This is a genomic window from Glutamicibacter sp. NPDC088483, assembly GCF_044753145.1.
Classification (GTDB): Bacteria; Actinomycetota; Actinomycetes; order Actinomycetales; family Micrococcaceae; genus Glutamicibacter.
Genome location: NZ_JBIVMP010000001.1, coordinates 210,227 through 228,698, shown reverse-complemented (window position 1 = coordinate 228,698; position 18,472 = coordinate 210,227). Strand labels below are relative to the sequence as shown.

The window sequence follows — 18,472 nt, the reverse complement described above, 5'->3', positions numbered from 1 at the left end:
CGATTAGACACGAATTCGGATGAAAATTTATTCCGAGGAGTCTTTTTATGAGCTTAGGCGATAGACTGTTTTTAGCTCTGCCACGCTAGGAGCCTGACTATCTCAGTTAGGAACTCCTAACTGGAATTACAGTGTGCGTGTGCAACAGAATGAGTGTCTGGCGAGAGGAGTCCCACGTGAGCAATGTGGACAGCTTCGGTGCCAAGGGCGTACTTGACGTCAATGGAACCGAATACGAAATTTACCGACTAAATACGGTTGAAGGCTCGGACAGCCTTCCTTACAGCCTTAAGGTTCTTCTTGAGAACCTGCTTCGCACCGAAGACGGCGCGAACGTAACCAACGAGCACATCAATGCACTGGGTCAGTGGGATGCTTCGGCTCAGCCGAACACCGAAATCCAGTTCACCCCTGCACGTGTGCTGATGCAGGACTTCACCGGCGTGCCTTGTGTCGTTGACTTGGCAACCATGCGCGAGGCCGTCAAGGACCTCGGCGGTGACCCAACCCGCGTTAACCCGCTGGCACCTGCTGAAATGGTTATCGACCACTCCGTGCAGATCGACACCTTCGGTTTCGAAGGCGCTGTCGAGCGCAACATGGAGATCGAGTACCAGCGCAACGGCGAGCGTTACCAGTTCCTGCGCTGGGGCCAGACTGCGTTTGACGACTTCAAGGTCGTCCCACCAGGCACCGGCATCGTGCACCAGGTCAACATCGAGTACCTGGCACGCACCGTCATGACCCGCGAGGTCGACGGCGTATTGCGCGCTTACCCAGATAGCTGCGTAGGCACCGACTCCCACACCACCATGGTCAACGGCCTGGGCGTGCTGGGTTGGGGCGTTGGCGGCATTGAGGCCGAAGCAGCAATGCTCGGCCAGCCTGTCTCCATGCTGATCCCACGCGTTGTCGGTTTCAAGCTGGCAGGTTCGATCCCAGCTGGCGCTACCGCAACCGATGTGGTGCTGACCATCACCGAAATGCTGCGCAAGCACGGTGTTGTTGGCAAGTTCGTTGAGTTCTACGGCGAAGGCGTGGCCGCAGTGCCACTGGCTAACCGTGCAACCATCGGCAACATGTCCCCAGAATTCGGCTCGACCGCCGCAATGTTCCCAATCGACGATGTCACCCTCGACTACCTGCGCCTGACCGGCCGCAGCGAAGAGAACGTGGCACTGGTCGAGGCTTACGCCAAGGAACAGGGCATGTGGCACGATCCAAGCCGCGAGATCCGTTTCTCGGAATACCTCGAGCTGGACCTGTCCACCGTGGTTCCATCGATCGCCGGCCCGAAGCGTCCACAGGACCGCATCGAGCTGTCGAGCTCGAAGGAGCAGTTCCGCAAGGACCTGCACAACTACGTATCGGACGCCGAGGACACCCAGGGCGCTGGCCGCCCATCGGTAGCCGTCGAGGTCACCAAGGAAGATGGCACCCAGTTCACCCTGGACCACGGCCTGGTTTCGATCGCTTCGATCACCTCGTGCACCAACACCTCCAACCCTTCGGTCATGCTGGCCGCAGCCGTACTGGCTCGCAACGCAGCTGACAAGGGCCTGACCTCCAAGCCATGGGTCAAGACTTCGGTCGCACCAGGCTCGAAGGTTGTAACCGAGTACTACGAGAAGTCCGGCCTGCTGCCATACCTGGAGAAGCTCGGCTTCTTCGTTGTCGGCTACGGTTGCGCAACGTGCATCGGTAACTCCGGTCCACTGGATGCCGAGATCTCCGAGGCCATCAACGCCAACGATCTCGCAGCAACCGCAGTCCTGTCGGGTAACCGCAACTTCGAAGGCCGCATCAACCCGGACGTGAAGATGAACTACCTGGCTTCCCCGCCACTGGTCATCGCTTACGCACTGGCTGGCACCATGGACTTCGACTTCGAAACCGACGCACTGGGCCAGGACGCCGAGGGCAACGATGTCTTCCTGAAGGACATCTGGCCATCGCCGGTCGAGGTCCAGGAGATCATTGACTCGTCGATTGACAAGGAAATGTTCGCTAAGGGCTACGACGGAGTCTTCGAAGGCGACGCACGCTGGAAGGCACTGGATACCCCAGAGGGTTCGACCTTCGCATGGGACGAGAAGTCGACCTACGCACGCAAGGCACCTTACTTCGACGGCATGACCGCAGAACCACAGCCAGTTGAGGACATCAACGGCGCTCGCGTGCTGCTGAAGCTGGGCGACTCGGTTACCACCGACCACATCTCGCCTGCAGGTTCGTTCAAGTCGGAAACCCCGGCTGGCCGCTACCTGATCGAGAACGGCGTGGATCGCAAGGACTTCAACTCCTACGGCTCGCGCCGTGGTAACCACGAAGTCATGATCCGCGGTACCTTCGCGAACATCCGCATCAAGAACCAGCTGCTGGACGGCGTCGAGGGTGGCTTCACCCGCGACTTCACCCAGGAAGGTGCTCCGCAGGCTTACGTCTACGACGCTGCAGAGAACTACAAGGCTGCCGGCACCCCGCTGGTCGTTCTTGGCGGCAAGGAATACGGCTCGGGCTCCTCGCGTGACTGGGCTGCCAAGGGCACCGCATTGCTGGGCGTCAAGGCCGTCATCACCGAATCATTCGAGCGTATCCACCGCTCGAACCTGATCGGCATGGGCGTTCTGCCGCTGCAGTTCCCAGAGGGCGAATCCGCTGATTCGCTGGGTCTGACCGGTACCGAGACCTTCGCTGTCTCAGGTGTGACCGAGCTGAACAACGGCACCACCCCGAAGACCCTGAAGGTTACCGCTACCGCACAAGACGGCAAGGTTACCGAGTTCGACGCAGTTCTGCGCATCGACACCCCAGGTGAAGCTGACTACTACCGCAACGGTGGCATCCTGCAGTACGTACTGCGCCAGATCGCCGCTGCCAACTAGCAGATCCACCTCGGCTCCGGTCGAAGCGAATCTCTAAGTAGTTCCGCATCGCGGGAAAACCTGAGACCCAAGGCAATGGCCTTGGGTCTCAGGTTTTTTAACCAGCCTTTTGCGCACTCAATTGACCATGGGTGCGGGCCGTGGATCGGGTGCGGGTGCCAACTTCCAGCACGCTGAAGCCTGACGTTTCCAACAGCAGCTCCAATTCCCCGGGCGGCCAATACCAGGCCGGGGCGACCTGGTGGCCAAAGGATTCTAGCTGATCCCCGGCAAAGAACCCGAGCAGCAGCTTGCCGCGTGGCTTGAGCACCCGGGCAAACTCGCCCAACAGCTGCGGAAGTTCGGCTGGAGGAGCATGGATTACCGAGTACCAGGCGAGCACCCCGGAGAAATGGTGGTCTTCGAACGGCAGCTGCGCCAGGTCTGCACGCAGGAAACCGGGCTTCAGGAAGTTGCGCCGTGCGAAGTCCAGAAACTCCGGAACGAGGTCAACGCCTGTAGCCGGCCGATGGGCATCGGCGATGAACTGTGTCCAATGCCCAGGCCCGCAGCCAGCGTCCAGGACCGGCCCCTCCAGCTGCCCCGCCCACGCCGCAATCAGCTCCCGGTCCTCAACCTCCGCCTGCTCGGGCGAAGCGAACAGATCGATATAGGCGCTGGCGAGACCCGAATAACTCGCTGAGACGTGACGAGGATCGAAGGAAGATGGCATACGCTCAGCTTAGCGTCGCCCGCAGGGAGCCTGGAGATCAATTGCTAGACTCGGGAATCACTTCCAGAAAACTGTTGACGGAGAGGAACTTCCGATGACGTCACCTGCCCTTGAAGATCTGCTGAATGCGGGCCAAGTGCACCAAGTGCGTTCCTGGCTCGGAGAGGCAACAGTCGTTTCGGACATGTCTTGGGGGCTGACAGACATTAAAGTCCTCCATTTGGATGCAACCGGAAAGCACTTCGTGCTCAAGACCGCGGGCGAAAGAAACCATCACATCATCCGGGAGCTGGAAGCACATCGCCGGTACACGCGTGTACTTGCCGAAGCTGGGCTGGCCGCGCGGCTGCGTTTTTCAAGCGATGCACACCGCTTGGCAGTGCTGGACTACCAGCCCGGAGAACTGTGCGTAGGGACAGAACATGAATACGCGCCGGATTCGCACCGACAGGCGGGACACGCGCTCAGGTTGCTGCACGATCAAGAACAGCGTGTTGCTCATGGCTACGAAGCCCGGCTGACGGCAAAATTCCTTCAATTGCTTGAACGCAAGCACCGCATCGGTGCTTCACGGTGCCGGCAGATCAGGGACCTGTTCACCAGCTACGAGCCTAAATCCGTGGCCGTCGTCCCAACGCACGGAGACTGGCAGCCTCGTAATTGGCTCGTAGACCAAGGAAAACTGAAAGTCATTGATTTTGGACGTTTCGATTTCCGTCCAGCTTCCAGCGACTTCGCGCGGCTCTCACTACAGCAGTGGGTGGGGCATCCGGAGCTGGAACAGGCCTTCCTTCAGGGCTACGGCTATGATCCGCGCGAAGAATTATCATGGAAAATGATGCAATTACGTGAAGGCCTGGGGACGGCCGTCTGGTCTTATGAAGTTGGAGATGAATCCTTCGAAGCGCAAGGGCTGCAAATGCTGGCCGATACGCTGGACCGCAACTAGGCTCGCACGCGAACGGGCACATGCGTTCGGGGGTAGTGAACGTCATTGCCAGGAAATTAGCACCAGCACGGACGTTGACGGATAATGAAAGAAGCCTTGAACGCGGTAAACTAGGTATTTCGCATGGGCTTTCCAGCCTATTGTCGGCGAATTTGTGAAGGGGATGAACGTGTCTTTATTGAAGACCATCAAGAAACCAAGTGACCTGCGGGCGCTTACCCTCGAGCAGCTCGACGACTTGGCGGAGGAAATCCGCGGCTTCCTCATCGACAATGTTGCTCGTACTGGCGGCCATTTGGGTCCCAATCTCGGTGTTATCGAGCTGACCTTGGGCATCCATCGTGTCTTCGATTCCCCAACTGACTCCATCGTCTTCGATACGGGACACCAGTCGTATGTGCACAAGCTGGTTACCGGACGCCAGAATTTCGAGACCTTGCGCCAGCAAGGAGGCCTGTCGGGCTACCCTGACCGCGGTGAATCAGAACACGATGTGGTTGAGTCCTCCCATGCTTCCTCCTCGCTGTCGTGGGTTGATGGAATTTCCCGCGCCAACAAGCTGATGAATAACAATGACCGCTACGCCGTAGCCCTGGTGGGCGATGGCGCCTTGACCGGCGGCATGGCCTGGGAAGCAGTCAACAACATCGCTGCCGACAAGGACCGCAAAGCAGTCATCGTAGTCAACGACAACGGCCGCTCCTACGCCCCGACCATCGGCGGCCTGGCCAACCAGCTTTCGGGACTGCGCCAGCAGCTGGACAAGTTCCGTACCCACCCGGCCTACGAGAACGCCATGGACAAGCTCAAGGTCAAGCTCAAGGGATCCGGGCCAGTAGGCGATTTCACTTACAAGTCCCTTCACGCCACCAAGAAGGGCATCAAGGACTGGTGGGCACCGCAAGGCCTGTTCGAGGACCTGGGCCTGAAGTACATCGGCCCGATCGATGGCCACAACCAGCGCGCAGTAGAAGAAGCGCTGCAGCAGGCCAAGCAGTACGCGGGCCCAGTGCTCGTGCATGCCCTGACTGAGAAGGGCCACGGCTACGCTCCGGCCCGCGCCGATGAAGCTGACCAGTTCCACGCCGTTGGCGTGATCGACCCAATCACCGGTCTGCCGGTTTCCAAGTCCAGCGCGCAGAGCTGGACCAGCGTCTTCGGCGAAGAGATCGCGGCGGTGGCCAACGAGCGCGAGGACATTGTGGCGATCACCGGTGCCATGCTGCAGCCAGTGGGCCTGAAGAAAATGTCCCAGGAACACCCTGAACGCGTCATTGACGTGGGCATCGCCGAACAGCACGCCATGACTACTGCCGCCGGCCTTGCCTTTGGCGGACTGCACCCGGTGGTCTGCGTCTACGCGACCTTCCTCAACCGTGCCTTTGACCAATTGCTGATGGACGTGGCCCTGCATAAGGCCGGTGTCACCATCGTGCTGGACCGCGCTGGAGTCACCGGCCCGGACGGCGCCAGCCACCACGGCATGTGGGATATGGCGCTGACCCAGATCGTGCCTAACCTGCATCTGGCTGCTCCGCGCGATGCCGACCGCCTGCGGGAGGAACTGCGTGAAGCCCTGGACATCAATGATGCGCCAAGTGTCGTGCGATTCTCCAAGGGCTCGGTGGGTGAACCCATCGAAGCTGTGGACCGCCTGCCAGATGGCGTGGATGTTCTGGCACGCTTGGGGGACCGTTCCGCACCGGATGTTCTCATCGTTTCCGTGGGCGCCATGAGCGAGCTTTCGCTGGATGTCGCAGAACGACTGAACAGCCAGGGCGTATCGGTGACCGTGGTGGATCCTCGTTGGGTTCTACCAATGCCAACCTCGGTGATTTCACTGGCAGCCCGCCACCGCATTGTGGTCTGCATCGAAGATGGCGTCCGAGCCGGCGGTGTGGGTTCGCGCTTGCGCACCGAAATGCGTGCAGCGGGTGTCGATACGGCTCTGAACGAAGTAGGTTTGCCTACCGAATTCTTGGCGCACGGAACTCGGGCTGAGGTCTTGGACCGCGTTGGACTGACTGCACAGCAGGTAGCCCGCGATACCCTGGCGCAGGTTCTGGGAACCAAGGTTCCATTCGCCCGGCCCCTCCCTGGACAAGACCTACCTACCGGTCAGATTCCGAAGCTGTGAGCCTACCGTCCGGCTGCCCGGTAGACCTGCCCCGTAGCCCAGAAACTATCGCCGAGGGTTCCTTGGTGGTAGCGCGCGCCTGGAAGTATGATTCCAGCCCGCACTGGGTGGTGCCCGGATTTTATCTCGGACAGGACAAATACGGACATTGGCTTCACCAGCCGGCCGGCGCACTGGTAGCCCGTCCGGGCACCGCACACTTGGCAGCGAGTAATGCGCTCTGCCTGATTCCACACTCGGGCCAGTGGATTGCCACCCTCTATGCGGATGCACTGGAAGATTTTGATGTCTACATCGACCTGTCCAGCAACATCGGATGGCGACGGATGAAGCGTGGCGCTTGGGAAGTCAACTCCATTGACATGGATTTGGACGTGCTTCGTTCACGTAGCCAAGGCGTGTTCCTTGATGATGAAGATGAATTCGCCGCACATGAAATAGGCATGAACTATCCAGCTTCCCTAGTTCGTAGTATTGGAAGAGAAGCTGGACTGTTGCTCGGCACCGTGATCAACAACGATGCACCGTTCAATGCCGAACACCGCGCCACCTGGCAATCCAAGGCTGAGCGCCTAGCCGCACAGCTTGCCGAAGCCTCCAAAAATTTAGATAACTAAGCACACCGTAGACCCAAGGGGTAATCACATGGCGATCATTCGCACCTACCGGATGAACGAAAAGAACGAACTGGAATTCCGCGAAGCATGGTTCCAGCAGTTCGAGGACGATGAATTGGGTCAGTTCGTGATCAATCACGGCACCGTGGGACATATGTCCAAGACCAATGAAGTCCAGGACGTAAACACCGACCGCGCCGACGAATTGTTCGCTGGTTTCGCTGAAGCCTGTGCTGCCGAAGGCTATGCAGAGATCAAGGAAGAAGATCAGTCGTGGGTTATCGTGCAGTACGCGCTGAAATCGGCAAATGGCACCGAACGCGACCAGTACCTGGACAAGAAGGCCAAGGAAGCGCTGACCGGCCACTTGGCATGGCGCGGACTGGGCACGGTGGAGTCCAGCGATTTCGGTAACCGAACGCTGAACATCCGAGTCCTATCGCCAGCTCCAAAGCTTGCAGTCGCTGCGATCAAGACGTGCATCCGCGAAGCCAAGCTGGACTTCACCAAGATGAGTATCGGTGTTGCGCCCTATGCGGAATTGAACAAGCTGAAGATGGCGCACCCGATGCCACCAAAGCCGATGTCCATCGACTGATCACGAATGATAAGCCCCATAGTTGCGACGCAGCCAATGCAGGCAGCGGACCACCCGGCCATCCGTCGGCTGTCGGAGAGTTTGGGGCGTCAGGCTGAACCTGGAAATTGGGGCGCTGGTGAATGCCAGGTAGTCGTCAAGAACCCGGCCGGAGAGCTGCTTGGCTGGGCTCGAGCCCATTGGTGGGAGCCTGCTGATCCGTTGGCGCCAGCTGGCTATTACCTTGCCGGGATCGAGGTTGCCTGCGGATACCGGCAACGGGGCGTGGCACGAAGCCTAACCGAGGCCAGGCTGTCATGGATTGCGCAGCGCGCTTCGACCGCATGGTGCGTGGTCAACGCGCAGAATACTGCGTCTTTGGCGCTTCATCGTGCCCTGGGATTCGAAGAAGTAGCCCGGGCTCCACGGTTCGGTACTGTGGTTTTTAACGGCGGCAGTGGCCTGCTGTTGTCCAAGGAAGTGGTGTCTTCGCGCGGCCCCGCGAAAGCACAGGTTTAAACGAGCAGGAAACAAGGAGAAATGATTCCACAAGAAGACCGGGACGAGACCCCCGGCGCCCAGCGTAAAGTCCCGCGGATGGGAGCAACCCGCACGCCGTTGCACCTGGTTTTCCAGGCTTGCGTCGGTGTCATCATCGGCATTGGAGTGGTGTCCCTGCTTTCTGGCCTCGCCCCAGTGCAGGTTGCCTTGACCGGTGTTGTCATTGCCATATTGGTGTGGATCGTTGAACAGGGCTTCCGCCTGCCAGAACCGAATACCAAGCAGGGAGCACGTGTCCGCATGGTACTTCGACTGATTTCCTTGATTGGTTTCACCATCGCGGTGAGCCCGCTGCTGTCCTTGATCGAGGGCTGACAGCCTGCAACCCAGGCTAGTCCCGGACGTTCACACGTCTGGGACTATTTTTTTGCGCTGACCGGTTTCCGGGCAGAATAAAAGATCGGCCAGGTTCTCCCCGTGATGGGAGAACCTGGCCGATCCTCTAGCTAGGCGTTGGCGCCTAGTCGGTGCCTGCGTCGAATGCAGCAGACTCGATAGCACGGTCGGTAGCCAGATCTTCGCTATCAACCGGGGTTGCGTTCACGATGTCATCAGCGCCACCGGCTTCCAGCGAGCCGACTAGTTCAGCGGTGGTGCCGCCAACTAAGCCCATGGTGGCGTACTGTTCCAGGCGGCCGCGGGAATCGGCGATGTCCAGGTTGCGCATGGTCAGCTGGCCGATGCGATCCACTGGGCCGAAGGCTGCATCGCCTACGCGCTCCATCGAGAGCTTGTCCGGGTGGTAGCTCAGGTTCTCGCCCTCGGTGTTGAGGATGGTGTAGTCGTCGCCGCGGCGCAAGCGGATGGTGACGGTACCGGTGATGGCCGAGCCAACCCAGCGCTGCAGCGATTCGCGCAGCATCAGGGCCTGCGGGTCCAACCAGCGGCCTTCGTACATCAGGCGGCCCAAGCGGCGGCCTTCGTTGTGGTAGCTGGCTACGGTGTCTTCGTTGTGGATCGCGTTGACCAGGCGTTCGTAGGCGATGTACAGCAGTGCCATTGCCGGTGCTTCGTAGATGCCGCGGGACTTGGCCTCGATGATGCGGTTCTCGATCTGGTCGCTCATGCCCAGACCATGGCGTCCGCCGATGATATTAGCTTCGTTGACCAGAGCCACCGGATCGGTGAACTCCTTGCCGTTGATGGCTACCGGGCGGCCAGCGACGAAGGAAACCGAGACATCTTCGGTCTTGATCTCTACGTTCTCGTCCCAGTACTTAACGCCCATGATCGGCTCAACTGACTCGATGGAGCTGTTCAGCAGTTCCAGGGTCTTGGCCTCGTGCGTTGCGCCCCAGATATTGGCGTCGGTTGAGTAGGCCTTTTCAGCCGAGTCGCGGTAAGGGAAACCGTGCTCCTGCAGCCACTCGGACATTTCCTGGCGTCCACCGAGCTCTGCAACGAAGTTGGGGTCGAGCCATGGCTTGTAGATGCGCAGCTTGGGGTTGGCCATCAAGCCGTAGCGGTAGAAGCGCTCGATGTCGTTGCCCTTGTAGGTCGAACCGTCGCCCCAGACATCCACGCCATCTTCGCGCATTGCGCGGACCAGCAGGGTGCCGGTGACGGCGCGGCCCAGCGGGGTGGTGTTGAAGTAGGTCTTGCCGCCGGTGCGGATGTGGAAGGCGCCGCAAGCAAGTGCTGCGAAGCCTTCTTCAACCAGAGCAGGCTTGCAATCAACCAGGCGGGAGTTCTCTGCACCGTACTCCAGAGCACGGCCAGGTACGGCGTCGATATCTGGCTCGTCGTACTGGCCGAGGTCGCCAGTGTAGGTGTAAGGGATGGCGCCCTTGTCGCGCATCCAGGCTACTGCCACCGAAGTGTCAAGGCCACCGGAGAACGCGATACCTACGCGCTCGCCTACAGGAAGATTGGTAAGAACTTTAGACATGTTTCCATCCTAATGGATAAATATGCAATGCAGTGAATTATGCTGTGAAATGTTGAGCAGAACTACCTACCAGATAGCCTATGGGTATAACCTCGCTCAGTGAAGCGGATGAACAAACCAACAGATGAGGTGTCCATGGAATTCCGTCAGCTAGGCCGCAGCGGCCTGAGTGTTTCCGTCGTCGGGCTAGGCTGCAACAATCTTGGCCGCGCAGGAACGGCGACCGAAACCCAAGAAGGAACCGACGCGGTTATCCACGCGGCGCTTGACGCGGGTATTACTCTCTTCGATGTCGCGGATGTCTATGGCAAGGAACCGGGGCTATCGGAAATCCGTCTGGGCAAAGCGCTTGGGCAAGTACGCAATGACATCGTGCTGGCCACCAAATTCGGCATGGATATGCAGGGCGCAAATGGCCCGGACTTCAATGCGCGTGGTTCGCGCCGTTATATCGTCAAAGCAGTCGAAGCATCGCTCAAGCGACTCGGTACGGACTACATCGACCTGTATCAGTTCCATACCCCAGATGCGAACACTCCCATCGAAGAAACCTTGCGGGCCATGGATGACCTGGTCACCAGCGGCAAAGTTCGCTACATTGGCCATTCCAACCGGACCGGCTGGCAAATCGCCCAAGCGGAGTACGTGGCCCGTGAATTGGGAACCGAGCGATTCGTCTCGGCGCAGAATCACTACAACCTGATTGACCGCCGTGCTGAACTGGAAGTGCTTCCAGCGGCTCGTGAATTCGATCTGGGCGTCTTGCCCTACTTCCCGCTGGCAAACGGCCTGCTGACCGGCAAGTACTCCAAGGGGCATGCCCCTGAGGGCAGCCGGCTGACTCACGCGCGTCAGCATCTCGTGGAAACCAGCGATTTTGAGCAGTTGGATCAATTCGACGCCTTTGCTGCCGAACGGGATCTGACGCCGATCGAATTGGCGTTCTCCTGGCTGGCAGCGCAATCGCCGGTGGCCTCTGTGATTGCCGGTGCCACCCGTCCTGAGCAGATTCGAGCCAACGCTGCAGCTGTGCGTTGGGTACCGAGCGCTGCGGAACGGGCCAAGATGGATGAGCTCTTCCCGGCCCCAGAGAAGGTTGCACTGTTCTAGGAGTATCTCTAGCAAGCACTGAAGGCTGAACCCCATCCGGGTTCAGCCTTCAGTGCTTAAAAAGTGCTGGGAAACTACTCTGCGGCGGTGACGTAGGCGACGATGTCGTCACCTTCAATTGCCGCCGCGTAGCGTGGCAGTGCTGCGATAGCTGGACCTGCGTCCACGGTACCGTCAGCGGGTGCGAATCGTGAGCCATGGCAGGCGCAGTAGAAATCTTCCTTGCTGGACTTCGGGCTCACAGCGCAGCCCTGGTGGGTACAGACGTTCGAGTAGGCCAAAACGGTCTTCTCATCCTTGCGGAAGAGCAAAACGCCTACTTCTTTTCCGGAAGGATCCTTGGCTGGAGCGAGTGCACGCGATCCGATGGCAAGGTCCGTGGCCTTCATGAGGGCCTGTCCTTCGCCTGTTGGTTCAGGAATCGGCAGTGCCTCGGGGGTGTCGGCTTCAGAATGTCCATCGCCGCAGGCGGTGAGCAGTGCGGCGGAACCGAGTGCTGCCGAGGCGCACATGAACGTACGACGGGCTGGTCGGGCAATGTCAGTCATGCGCCTATTCTGGCAGAGATCTCTGTGCCGGCGCTAAGAGCAAAGCGCCCGTGTCGGGAGGATGCGGCATGTGGTGAGTTTGATCGGCGGAAAGCGGTCTGCATGCGTTAGCCAGGCGGTATCGAATGCTGTGAATATTTATGCAGTGTTTTCGAAGTCCCGAGAGTATCCATAGCGCCGGGTGCTCCCTCGGCATGGCTCTGAATCCCGCACTTTGGAGAGGTTAGTAATCCAGGTGGGGCATTTCGGGTGGTGTAATTGGGGCATGCCCGCCCGTCTCCCAGTGGGGAATAGAACGGCCAGAACTAGATATTTTTTATCCCGGTTTTCCGCACTTATGTGCGCACCGTTACACGCATCTGCAAGGTAGTCCCGTGATTGATACAGGCGATGGGCTGATTCAACATCGTGCCCCTGCCGGCCGATCGGTGAGTGGGTTGCCCCGCTGCCTTGCGGCGGAGGATTCGAATATCTTTGCATTCATGCTAATATTTGTATGCAGTTAGTTGAAGCTACTAATTTCGGAGAGAGCTTTCGCTGTTTTCCGGTCCGGCGTTTTATCGCCGACTGAGTTACTCCGCGCAGTAATCGCGTGTTGAGTTCCGGGTAGCAGCCCTCCGATGGAAAACCGGCGGTATTCGCCAACGCGAGTACCGCGCCTGAACTGACCCGAAGCGCCATTGCGCGCCAATATGGATAGCCGCAAGTGCGATGCAGGCAAACCATGGGTCCGGATTCACGTTGTGAAGCCAAAAGCGCTAGGTCTGGAACGAATCCACGAGCTGGTGCTCCCCGTGACTAGGGATGAACGATACGAATGAGAAACGAACGAAACTTGAGTGTAGGGAAGTGGTTCATGGGCCCAGGGGCTTGTGCGCGTCGGCTGAAATTTACCCCTTGCGATGAATCTCGCAGGAAGACGTGCAGGATAAGTCGCCGGTTGAGCATTTAGCTCCCGGCGCGAATCTCATCACTGTCTATTAGAGGGAGGTGGCGCGTGAATAACGAAATAGTGCAGTTCAGCGCCCTAACTGTTGTCTTGCTATTGGTGCTCTTCTACGGAGGCACCTTCTTTATTTCCACCCGAATCGGAAAGAAAAAAGAGAACGCCGACGACTACATGACGGCGGGAAATAAAATTGGATTCGGCATTTCCGCTGCAAGTATGACGGCTACCTGGATCTGGGCTTCGTCGATGTACGCCTCAGCCACCTCCGGGTACACCTATGGAATCTCCGGTCCGATCCACTATGGGCTCTGGGGCGCGTTGATGATTCTGTTCATCTACCCATTCGGCAAGCGGATTCGCAAGGTCGCGCCCCGCGCGCACACCCTCGCCGAGGTCATGCATGCACGCCACGGCCGCTCCAGCCAGCTGATGCTGGCCGGGTCGAATATTGTCGGTTCGGTCATCTCCTTGATGTCCAACTTCATCGCCGGTGGCGTATTGATCTCGATGCTCTCGCCGTTCAACTTCATCCAGGGCGTGCTGGCCGTTGCCGGTGGCGTTCTGCTCTACACCCTGTGGTCCGGGTTCCGTGCCTCGGTACTGACCGACTTTGTCCAGGTCGTAGGCATGCTGGGCGCTGTAGCAATCATTGTCCCGGCGATCTTCTTTGCCGCAGGGTTCCCGGCCGCATTCGAAACCGGTGCGAGCAACTTGACCCCGCAACAGTCCAATTTCTTCTCCTCTGAAGCATTCCTGGGCCAGGGGGCACCCTACATTGCAGCCGTTCTGGCCTACGCAATTGGCAACCAGACTATTGCCCAGCGGCTCTTCGCAGTACGCGAGGACTTGATCAAGCCAACCTTCATCACTGCAACCATCGGCTACGGCGCGATGGTCATCGGCGTGGGCATGCTCGGCGTGCTCGCCCTGTACCTTGGGTTCGAGCCGTCGGGTGGAGACATGAACAACCTCATCCCCGAGATGGCTGCCAGCTACCTGCCAGGTGTTCTGCTGGCATTGTTCTTCATCATGATCATTGGTGCGCTGTCGTCAACTGCTGACTCGGACTTGGCGGCCCTGTCTTCGATTGTGATGGCTGACGTATACGGCCAGAACGTTGCCGGCAAGGACAAGGCCGATCCGAAGAAGATGCTGCTCATTGGCCGTGCGACCATGGTCGTTGCCACCGCATTGGCAGTCGCTTTCGCGAGCATGCAGCTGAACATCCTGGACCTGCTGGTCTTCGTCGGAGCTCTTTGGGGTGCTCTGGTCTTCCCGGTTCTGGCCAGCTTCTACTGGAAAAAGGTCACCAACAAGGCCTTCACCGTTTCGGTACTCGTTGCACTGGCGATCTTCATCCCTGTTCGCTTCGAACTGATCCCAGTCAATGGCGTCACCGGCTTGCTGATCGAGCTGCTGTCGGTGATTGGCATCGGCGTGGTCGTGGCGTTGATGAGCTTCGGGTTCTTCGGCCTGCGCGTTGCCAAGATTGTCGGTGTCGTCGCGATGCTGGCCAGCGCGCCGTTCGTCTTCGGTTTCCTGCGCGACTACACGACCTTGAGCGCCTCGCTGGTTGCCTACTCGGTCAGTACCATCGTCTGCTACCTGCTGTCGTTCAGATCCAAGATGGAATTCGACTTCGATGTCATCGCTGTACGCACCGGCGACTTCGACGCAGTACCTGGAAAGCCTGACGCTGCAGATGCCGGACACGATGCCAAGAGCCTGGGAGGCAAATAATGACGACGTTTTTCTTGAGCCTGTACGTACTGGTATGGCCAGTTATAGTGGCCGGAGTACTGTTCTTCATCAGCAGGGGCTTTATCCAGGAATGGCTGGAAGCCCGCCGCAATGGTGAAGACATCATCTAGTAACCGGGCACGCGAAGCGGCGCTCCATGGAGCGCAGGAACCCCGTACAGCAGCATTTACCAGCTGTACGGGGTTCCTGCATCTTAACGGGGCAGCAAGAAGCCGGGACCAGCTTTCCTCATGAGGGAAGCGGTCCCGGCATTTCGCATGGTTCCAGCACTCAGGGAGAAGCACCGGAACCAAGAACGGCCCGGAAGGTACTAGCCGTTGAACCTCTTCCCGTTGACACGTTCGGAGGCGCCAACCTGGTCCAGGTACGGGGTGATGCCACCGAGGTGCATTGGCCAGCCGGCACCGGTGATCATGCATAGATCGACGTCGGCTGCTTCGGCAACGACGCCCTCATCCAGCAGCAGCCCGATTTCCTCGGCCAGAGCATCTTGAACACGAGCCAGGATCTGTTCCTTGCTCGAGTGCTGATCGCCGAAGGCCATCAGCTTTTCAGCCTCGGGATTCAGCACCTGGTTGCCTGCCTCATCCTTGACCCAGAGGGCAGTGATCTTGGCATCGATCAGTTTCTGCAGATTCTCCGAGACGGCAAATCGTTCGCCGAAAGCGGCGTTCAGCGACTCGTTGACATGCTGCGCGACCGGCAGACCTACCATCGCCAACAAGGTCAACGGGCTCATTGGCAGGCCCATGGGGGTCAGTGCCGAGTCAGCTGTCTTCGCGTCGGTGCCCTCGTCGAAAGCGGCCTGGACTTCACTCATCAGGCGAAGCAGTACTCGGTTGACCACGAATGCGGCAGAATCCTTGGTTTTCACCGTGGTCTTCTTCAGCTTCTTGCCCAGCACGAATGCAGTGGACAGCGAGGAATCGTTGGTCCACTCCGTAGCAGCAATTTCCAGCAGCGGCATCACGGCTACCGGGTTGAAGAAGTGGAAACCGACCAGGCGCTCTGGATACGACAAGTCGCGGCCCATCTCGGTGACAGAGAGCGAGGAAGTGTTGGTGGCCAGGATGCACTCGGGGGAGACCACCGCTTCAACCTCTGCGAAAACCTGCTTCTTCACATTCAGCTCTTCGAAGACGGCCTCGATGGCGAAGTCGGCATCCGCGAACGCCTTCTTGGTGACCGATCCGGTAACCAGAGCCTTGGTGCGGTTGACCGCATCCTGGCTCATGCGGCCCTTGGCGTGCAGCTTGTCGATCTCGCCATGGATGTAGGCAAGGCCCTTGTCCACGCGCGATTGATCCAGATCGGTGATAACCACCGGAACGTTCAGGCGGCGGGCGAACAGCAGGGCCAGCTGGCCAGCCATCAACCCTGCGCCAACGACACCCACTTTGGTGACGGGGCGCGCGAGCTTTGGATCCGGTGCGCCGGCGGGGCGCTTGCCGCGCTTCTGGACCAGGTCCAGGAAGGCGTACACGGTGTTCTGGAACTGCGGGGTGCTCATCAGCCCAGTCAGCGCTTCGACTTCAAGGACTGCTGATTCCTGCTGCGAGATGGCCAGGCCCTTGCGGAAGACCTCAAGCACCTTGTACGGTGCCGGGGCCGCGCCGGACAGCTTCGCATCGACGAACTTTTCGGCAGCGTCGGCCGCATCCAGCCAGCGGCGAGCAACCTCGGGATCGGTTGGATCGACCGCATTGGGGCGCTTGACCTCTGTGGTTCCGGAGATGACACCGTCAGCGAAGGCAATGGAGTGCTCGATGAAGTCAGCTGGTTCGAACAGGGCGTCGGCCACCCCCATCTTGGCGGCTGCCGGACCGGAGAGGGTGCGGTTGCTGTTCAGCGGGTTCTCGATCATGACCTTCAGCGCGTTCTCGGGGCCGACTAGGCGGGGCAGGCGGTATACGCCGGCCCAACCCGGAATCAGGCCGAGGAAACCTTCTGGCAGGCCCAAAGCGCCCGCGGCGGTGCTGACCGTGCGGTAGTTGCAAGCCAGCGCGATTTCCAAGCCGCCGCCGAGCGCCAGGCCGTTGATGAAAGCGAAGGTCGGAACGCCCAAATCGGCAAGCAGCTCATAGGTGTAGTGGCCCAGCGAAGCCATGGCGGTTGCTTGATCCGGTGCGCTCAGGCGGGTGACGGCCGACAGGTCGGCACCGGCAATCAGGAAGTACGGCTTGCCGGTGATCGCCAGGGCATCGATCTCGCCATTCTTGGCGCGTTCTGCTTGGACTTCCAGCGCGGCGCGCAGTTCCAGCAGGCCATTGGGCCCGAGGGTGGTCGGCTTCTTGTGGTCCAGGCCGTTATCCAGGGTCAGCAGTGCCAGTGTCTTGCCGCTTGGCAAGGCCACATCCTTCACGAAGGTGTGGGTGACAGTCTCATCGTGCATCAGCTGCGCGACAGCCTGGAAATCTTTGCTCATTGCAGTCATTGTCTCTTCCTTATGCCTTGCTGCCGAAGTCCGCGTGGTTTGGGTTCTCCCAGATCACTGTGCCGCCCATGCCCAAGCCGATGCACATGGTGGTGATGCCATAGCGCACCGAATGGTCCTCGGAGAACTGGCGGGCCAGCTGGGACATCAGGCGCACGCCGGAAGAGGCCAGCGGGTGCCCCACCGCGATGGCACCGCCGTACCGGTTCACGCGCTCATCGTCCTGGTTGATTCCGTAGTAGTCGAGGAAGGACAGCACTTGCACGGCGAAAGCCTCGTTGATTTCGAACAGGCCGATGTCGTTGATGCCAAGGCCGGCCTTGGCCAGGGCCTTTTCGGTGGCCGGCACCGGCCCGTAGCCCATCACGTCCGGGTCCACGCCGGCGAAGGCGAAGGAGACCATGCGCATCTTCGGTTCCAGGCCCAGTTCGCGCACTGCCGCGCCGCTGGCCAGCAGGGCGGCGGTGGCTCCGTCGTTCAAGCCTGCTGCGTTGCCTGCGGTCACGCGTCCGTGGGCGCGGAAGGGGGTGCGCAGTTCGGCCAGCGATTCCATGGTGGTGCCTGGCCGTGGCGGTTCGTCAGCCGAGTTCACGGCCCAGCCTTCGCCCGGCCGCTTGGCTGCCACGGGGATCAGATCGGCCTGGATCTGCTGGTTCTCGTAGGCCTTGGCCAGCTTGGCCTGCGATGCGACAGCATAGCGGTCGGCGCGTTCCTTGGTGATCGCAGGGAAGCGGTCGTGCAGGTTCTCCGCGGTATTGCCCATGTTCAATGCTTGCGGGTCGACGATGCGCTCGGAGAGGAAGCGCGGGTTCGGGTCCGCTCCGGCGCCCATTGGGTGGTTGCCCATGTGCTCCACGCCGCCGGCGACCACTACGTCGTAGGCGCCGAAAGCGATGCCGCCGGCGGTCGCGGTGACTGCGGTCATCGCTCCGGCGCACATGCGGTCGATGGCGAAGCCCGGAACGGACTTGGGGATACCGGAGAGCAGGCCCACGGTGCGGCCCAAGGTCAAGCCCTGGTCGCCGGACTGCGTAGTTGCGGCCATGGAGATCTCGTCGATCTTTTCGGCAGGAACTTCCGGGTTGCGTTCCAGCAGGCCGCGTACGGCTTTGACGGCAAGGTCATCGGCGCGGGTACCGTGGTAGATCCCCTTCTCGCCGGCTTTGCCAAATGGGGTGCGTACCCCGTCGATGAAGACGACATCGCGGTCGTCGAGCGAAGGGCGCGCATTGTTGCGCACGGTCGAAGCGTTGGCACTCACCGTCGGGCTCCTTGGGGTTGGTTCATGCTGCCCGTGAAGACCGGGCAGTGGCCAGCATCACTGTGACCTGAACCATACGTTAC

General features: G+C 59.7%; 15 protein-coding genes. 10 read left to right on the top strand and 5 right to left on the bottom strand.

The genetic code is table 11. The features are described from left to right. Positions 1–176 precede the first annotated feature (176 nt). Complete coding sequence (acnA, locus tag ACIP6G_RS01150) at positions 177–2,885, top strand: aconitate hydratase AcnA (protein ID WP_400288226.1); 2,709 nt, start codon at positions 177–179, stop codon at positions 2,883–2,885. A gap of 97 nt (positions 2,886–2,982) precedes the next feature. On the opposite strand, the gene ACIP6G_RS01145 is transcribed toward acnA, so the two are convergent. After that, positions 2,983–3,597, bottom strand: coding sequence for a class I SAM-dependent methyltransferase (locus ACIP6G_RS01145; RefSeq protein WP_400288224.1), 615 nt, complete (start codon positions 3,595–3,597; stop codon positions 2,983–2,985). Positions 3,598–3,781: 184 nt separating this feature from the next. On the opposite strand from ACIP6G_RS01145, the gene ACIP6G_RS01140 reads away from it, so the two are divergent. From ACIP6G_RS01140 to ACIP6G_RS01115, 6 genes are all read left to right on the top strand, one after another. Next, complete coding sequence (locus tag ACIP6G_RS01140; protein WP_400288222.1) at positions 3,782–4,546, top strand: phosphotransferase; 765 nt, start codon at positions 3,782–3,784, stop codon at positions 4,544–4,546. Positions 4,547–4,715: 169 nt separating this feature from the next. Beyond that, positions 4,716–6,683, top strand: coding sequence for a 1-deoxy-D-xylulose-5-phosphate synthase (dxs, locus tag ACIP6G_RS01135; RefSeq protein WP_105656856.1), 1,968 nt, complete (start codon positions 4,716–4,718; stop codon positions 6,681–6,683). Between the two features lie 65 nt (positions 6,684–6,748). Beyond that, on the top strand, positions 6,749–7,300 hold the full coding sequence (locus ACIP6G_RS01130) for a DUF402 domain-containing protein (protein WP_400288219.1): 552 nt from the start codon (positions 6,749–6,751) through the stop codon (positions 7,298–7,300). A 28-nt stretch (positions 7,301–7,328) separates the two neighbouring features. Continuing rightward, entirely contained in the window at positions 7,329–7,898 is a 570-nt protein-coding gene (locus ACIP6G_RS01125) for a hypothetical protein (RefSeq protein ID WP_400288217.1), read from the top strand. A 6-nt stretch (positions 7,899–7,904) separates the two neighbouring features. Next, the gene (locus ACIP6G_RS01120; RefSeq protein WP_133834258.1) at positions 7,905–8,396 is read left to right on the top strand and encodes a GNAT family N-acetyltransferase; all 492 of its coding nucleotides are present in this window, start codon (positions 7,905–7,907) and stop codon (positions 8,394–8,396) included. A 21-nt stretch (positions 8,397–8,417) separates the two neighbouring features. Continuing rightward, entirely contained in the window at positions 8,418–8,753 is a 336-nt protein-coding gene (locus ACIP6G_RS01115; protein WP_400288215.1) for a hypothetical protein, read from the top strand. 145 nt (positions 8,754–8,898) lie between these two features. On the opposite strand, the gene argG is transcribed toward ACIP6G_RS01115, so the two are convergent. Beyond that, positions 8,899–10,326: an argininosuccinate synthase gene (gene argG, locus ACIP6G_RS01110; RefSeq protein WP_400288213.1), complete on the bottom strand. Its 1,428-nt coding sequence runs from the start codon at positions 10,324–10,326 to the stop codon at positions 8,899–8,901. A gap of 135 nt (positions 10,327–10,461) precedes the next feature. Between argG and ACIP6G_RS01105 the strand changes: the two genes are divergently transcribed. After that, a complete protein-coding gene (locus ACIP6G_RS01105) occupies positions 10,462–11,436 on the top strand; it encodes an aldo/keto reductase (RefSeq protein ID WP_400288746.1) in 975 nt (324 codons plus the stop codon). 74 nt (positions 11,437–11,510) lie between these two features. Here ACIP6G_RS01105 and ACIP6G_RS01100 read toward each other — a convergent pair whose 3' ends face one another. Continuing rightward, a complete protein-coding gene (locus ACIP6G_RS01100; RefSeq protein ID WP_400288211.1) occupies positions 11,511–11,984 on the bottom strand; it encodes a Rieske (2Fe-2S) protein in 474 nt (157 codons plus the stop codon). A gap of 997 nt (positions 11,985–12,981) precedes the next feature. Between ACIP6G_RS01100 and ACIP6G_RS01095 the strand changes: the two genes are divergently transcribed. Both ACIP6G_RS01095 and ACIP6G_RS01090 read left to right on the top strand, forming a co-directional pair. Next, complete coding sequence (locus ACIP6G_RS01095) at positions 12,982–14,673, top strand: sodium:solute symporter family protein (RefSeq protein ID WP_400288210.1); 1,692 nt, start codon at positions 12,982–12,984, stop codon at positions 14,671–14,673. Then, positions 14,673–14,804: a putative transporter small subunit gene (locus tag ACIP6G_RS01090; RefSeq protein WP_219844114.1), complete on the top strand. Its 132-nt coding sequence runs from the start codon at positions 14,673–14,675 to the stop codon at positions 14,802–14,804. Before ACIP6G_RS01095 ends, ACIP6G_RS01090 begins: the two co-directional genes overlap by 1 nt. Before the next feature lie 200 nt (positions 14,805–15,004). Here ACIP6G_RS01090 and ACIP6G_RS01085 read toward each other — a convergent pair whose 3' ends face one another. Both ACIP6G_RS01085 and ACIP6G_RS01080 read right to left on the bottom strand, forming a co-directional pair. Next, positions 15,005–17,128 carry a 3-hydroxyacyl-CoA dehydrogenase NAD-binding domain-containing protein gene (locus ACIP6G_RS01085; RefSeq protein WP_400288208.1) on the bottom strand — a complete coding sequence of 708 codons (2,124 nt, stop codon included), beginning with the start codon at positions 17,126–17,128 and terminating at the stop codon, positions 15,005–15,007. A 10-nt stretch (positions 17,129–17,138) separates the two neighbouring features. Next, positions 17,139–18,389, bottom strand: a complete 1,251-nt coding sequence (locus ACIP6G_RS01080) for a thiolase family protein (RefSeq protein ID WP_400288206.1) — start codon at positions 18,387–18,389, stop codon at positions 17,139–17,141. Positions 18,390–18,472: the final 83 nt, after the last annotated feature.

Excerpts from the sequence above, each read along its gene's own strand:
- ACIP6G_RS01145 (WP_400288224.1), bottom strand. The coding sequence starts at position 3,597 with ATGCCATCTTCCTTCGATCCTCGTCACGTCTCAGCGAGTTATTCGGGT.
- ACIP6G_RS01140 (WP_400288222.1), top strand. The coding sequence starts at position 3,782 with ATGTCTTGGGGGCTGACAGACATTAAAGTCCTCCATTTGGATGCAACC.
- ACIP6G_RS01125 (WP_400288217.1), top strand. The coding sequence starts at position 7,329 with ATGGCGATCATTCGCACCTACCGGATGAACGAAAAGAACGAACTGGAA.
- ACIP6G_RS01120 (WP_133834258.1), top strand. The coding sequence starts at position 7,905 with ATGATAAGCCCCATAGTTGCGACGCAGCCAATGCAGGCAGCGGACCAC.
- ACIP6G_RS01115 (WP_400288215.1), top strand. The coding sequence starts at position 8,418 with ATGATTCCACAAGAAGACCGGGACGAGACCCCCGGCGCCCAGCGTAAA.
- argG (WP_400288213.1), bottom strand. The coding sequence starts at position 10,326 with ATGTCTAAAGTTCTTACCAATCTTCCTGTAGGCGAGCGCGTAGGTATC.
- ACIP6G_RS01105 (WP_400288746.1), top strand. The coding sequence starts at position 10,462 with ATGGAATTCCGTCAGCTAGGCCGCAGCGGCCTGAGTGTTTCCGTCGTC.
- ACIP6G_RS01100 (WP_400288211.1), bottom strand. The coding sequence starts at position 11,984 with ATGACTGACATTGCCCGACCAGCCCGTCGTACGTTCATGTGCGCCTCG.
- ACIP6G_RS01090 (WP_219844114.1), top strand. The coding sequence starts at position 14,673 with ATGACGACGTTTTTCTTGAGCCTGTACGTACTGGTATGGCCAGTTATA.
- ACIP6G_RS01085 (WP_400288208.1), bottom strand. The coding sequence starts at position 17,128 with ATGACTGCAATGAGCAAAGATTTCCAGGCTGTCGCGCAGCTGATGCAC.